The 3,080-nt window shown below is 46.3% G+C and carries 2 protein-coding genes and 2 tRNA genes; 3 read left to right on the forward strand and 1 reads right to left on the reverse strand.

Annotated elements, in window-relative coordinates:
* The first annotated feature begins 320 nt into the window (after nucleotides 1-320).
* Entirely contained in the window at nucleotides 321-1,736 is a 1,416-nt protein-coding gene (gltX, locus tag VJY99_RS17265) for a glutamate--tRNA ligase (RefSeq protein WP_324120673.1), read from the forward strand.
* Nucleotides 1,737-1,922: 186 nt separating this feature from the next.
* Here gltX and VJY99_RS17270 read toward each other — a convergent pair whose 3' ends face one another.
* Entirely contained in the window at nucleotides 1,923-2,276 is a 354-nt protein-coding gene (locus tag VJY99_RS17270) for a YfeC-like transcriptional regulator (RefSeq protein ID WP_324120675.1), read from the reverse strand.
* A 222-nt stretch (nucleotides 2,277-2,498) separates the two neighbouring features.
* Here VJY99_RS17270 and VJY99_RS17275 point away from each other — a divergent pair.
* Together VJY99_RS17275 and VJY99_RS17280 are read left to right on the forward strand one after the other, a co-directional pair.
* Nucleotides 2,499-2,574: transfer RNA gene (locus VJY99_RS17275), tRNA-Ala, on the forward strand.
* Nucleotides 2,575-2,620: 46 nt separating this feature from the next.
* A tRNA-Ala gene (locus VJY99_RS17280) sits at nucleotides 2,621-2,696 on the forward strand.
* The last annotated feature ends 384 nt before the right edge of the window (nucleotides 2,697-3,080 follow it).

The raw sequence follows: 3,080 nt of genomic DNA on the forward strand, positions 1-3,080 counted from the left end.
GCTCGAACCGCCGACCCCCTCCGTGTAAAGGAGGTGCTCTACCAACTGAGCTAATCACCCCCGCTGTGTGGAGTCGCATTATAGGGAGAGTTGAAAATGAGTCAACGCCTTTTCTAAAGATTTTGTTTGTTCGTCGTAAAAATAATCAATGCGATCAGGAAATATCCATTGGTGATTGATTTGTCACCAGAATATAAGGATTGCTGACAACTGAAGGTATCGACATTGAGGAATCAGCACACAGTGGTAGAATGTTGCCCACTCTTTATTCCCTGGCATTTGCCGGTTTCCCGGTACTTTTGCGTAATTAAGGCCGTTCAATGAAAATCAAAACTCGCTTTGCGCCAAGCCCAACTGGTTATTTGCACGTTGGTGGTGCTCGTACTGCTCTTTACTCATGGCTCTTTGCTCGTAACCTCGGCGGCGAGTTTGTGCTGCGTATCGAAGACACTGACCTTGAGCGTTCAACACCAGAAGCCATCGAAGCAATTATGGATGGTATGAATTGGTTGAGCCTTGAGTGGGACGAAGGCCCGTACTTCCAGACCAAACGTTTTGATCGCTACAACGCGGTGATTGATGAAATGCTGGAAGCGGGTACAGCGTATAAATGTTACTGCTCTAAAGAACGCCTTGAAGCGCTGCGCGAAGAACAAATGGCGAACGGTGACAAGCCACGTTATGACGGTCGCTGCCGTCACGGCCATGAACACCACGCGGAAGATGAACCTTGTGTGGTGCGTTTTAGCAACCCACAAGAAGGTTCCGTTATTTTCGACGACCAAATCCGTGGACCCATCGAATTTAGTAACCTGGAACTCGACGATCTGATCATTCGCCGTACTGATGGTTCCCCAACCTACAACTTCTGTGTGGTTGTCGATGACTGGGATATGGAAATTACTCACGTTGTGCGTGGCGAAGACCATATCAACAACACCCCTCGTCAGATCAACATCCTGAAAGCGTTGAATGCACCGGTTCCACTTTACGCGCACGTTTCTATGATTAATGGCGATGACGGTAAAAAACTGTCTAAACGTCACGGTGCGGTCAGCGTAATGCAATATCGTGACGATGGTTATCTGCCAGAAGCCCTGCTGAACTATCTGGTGCGTTTGGGCTGGTCACACGGTGACCAAGAGATCTTCTCGCGTGAAGAGATGATCTCGCTGTTCTCATTAGATACCGTAAGCAAATCTGCCAGCGCATTTAATACCGAAAAGCTGCAGTGGCTGAACCACCATTACATCAATCACATGGCACCTGAATATGTTGCCACACATCTGCAATGGCATATCGAGCAGCAAAACATTGATACCCGTAATGGCCCGCAACTGGCTGAACTGGTGAAACTGCTTGGCGATCGCTGCAAGACGCTGAAAGAAATGGCGGAAACTTGCCGCTACTTCTATGAAGACTTCAGTGAGTTTGATGCTGATGCTGCGAAGAAACACTTGCGTCCGGTTGCGCGTCAGCCACTCGAAGTCGTACGCGACAAACTGGCTGCATTAACGGACTGGACTGCGGAGAACGTACATAATGCGATTCAGGCAACCGCTGATGAACTGGAAGTGGGTATGGGCAAAGTCGGTATGCCGCTACGCGTGGCAGTAACCGGGGCAGGGCAGTCACCTGGTCTGGATGTCACGGTTCACGCTATTGGCAAACAACGTTCCATTGCGCGTATCAACCAGGCGCTGGAATTTATTGCTCAGCGCGAAGCGCAACAGTAACGCATTCGGCTGTAAAGAGTACTTTGCTTCAAAGCGGGCTGTTACCTAACACCGTTAGTTTATGAACGAGATATCCGGGGTAACACCGGGTTTGGCGTCCCTCCGGGAACCCAATCCCGGTGTTACCCCTCATTCATTGGCTTAAGTGAACGGTTTTAGGCTGACGCCAGCTTTTTAATACTCGTCTTACTCATCACGAATACTTAAACGTTTTAAAACCCCTGCAATCCCTTCTCGCAAAAGCAGTGCTGATAACTTTTCTTGCTCAGCTATCGACATCTGTTTCATCGAATTAAGCAAAAGGCCTTCCAGAGAAGTGTCATTAACGTGGTAGTTGATGTGTTTTTCAGAAATGCGCTTTGCGCTATTAATAAAATCACGGACACGTTCATCGATATGAATCAGGCGAGCTTTACCGCCCTGAACACCCGGTTTTTGCGTGGTGAGCCAACTTTCTTTACGAACCCATTTGTTGATTGTCTGGCGACTATAACCGGTAATTATCGCCAGCTCTTCTGGCGTCATACGTTCCTTGAGCACGGTATTTTCCTTAAATACAGAAGGGTTATTAGTGGTTCAGTTTAGAGGATCCATTTACTGGAAACTGTGACAGGATTAACTACAGCAGGATGAGATGCAATTAGCTTTACCCGTATTGTTTGCTTTTTCGGCGATTAGTCGCAGAAGAGGAATTTGCCGTTGACACTCTTGAATGGGTTTCATATGATGCCGCCCGTCGATACGACACGGTGTTCACGGTACGGGGCTATAGCTCAGCTGGGAGAGCGCTTGCATGGCATGCAAGAGGTCAGCGGTTCGATCCCGCTTAGCTCCACCAAATCTTTACCAGCAAGATTTGAACCGTTTAAACCAAACCCATTCGTGGGGCTATAGCTCAGCTGGGAGAGCGCTTGCATGGCATGCAAGAGGTCAGCGGTTCGATCCCGCTTAGCTCCACCAAAATATAAAACCCTCGCCTGATGGCGGGGGTTTTTTCGTTTTAATAACCAAAATATCGCAAAATGATCACAATAAAGTGATATCTCTTACATATTGATTATCAATAAATTGAATGTGATTGATTCTCAATATTAATATATCAAACTATTTATCTTTGTTGAAATATATTAAAAGTGAAAGAAATGAAATGCATGTGATACTTTTCAAACTTGATTCGCGCTGTAAATAAACGTATTATCTATCACTGAATAACACTGCCTTTTAATAGCAGCATACTTATACCAGAGCTTAAGTCTTTCAAAAAAATGATAAAAAAATTCGCCACAGCATTGGTTTTAAGCCTTCTGCTCATACCTCTTTCTCGTTATTTTTCACCTGCTACAG

Origin of the sequence: Buttiauxella sp. (assembly GCF_035271705.1) — a bacterium.
Classification (GTDB): Bacteria; Pseudomonadota; Gammaproteobacteria; order Enterobacterales; family Enterobacteriaceae; genus Buttiauxella.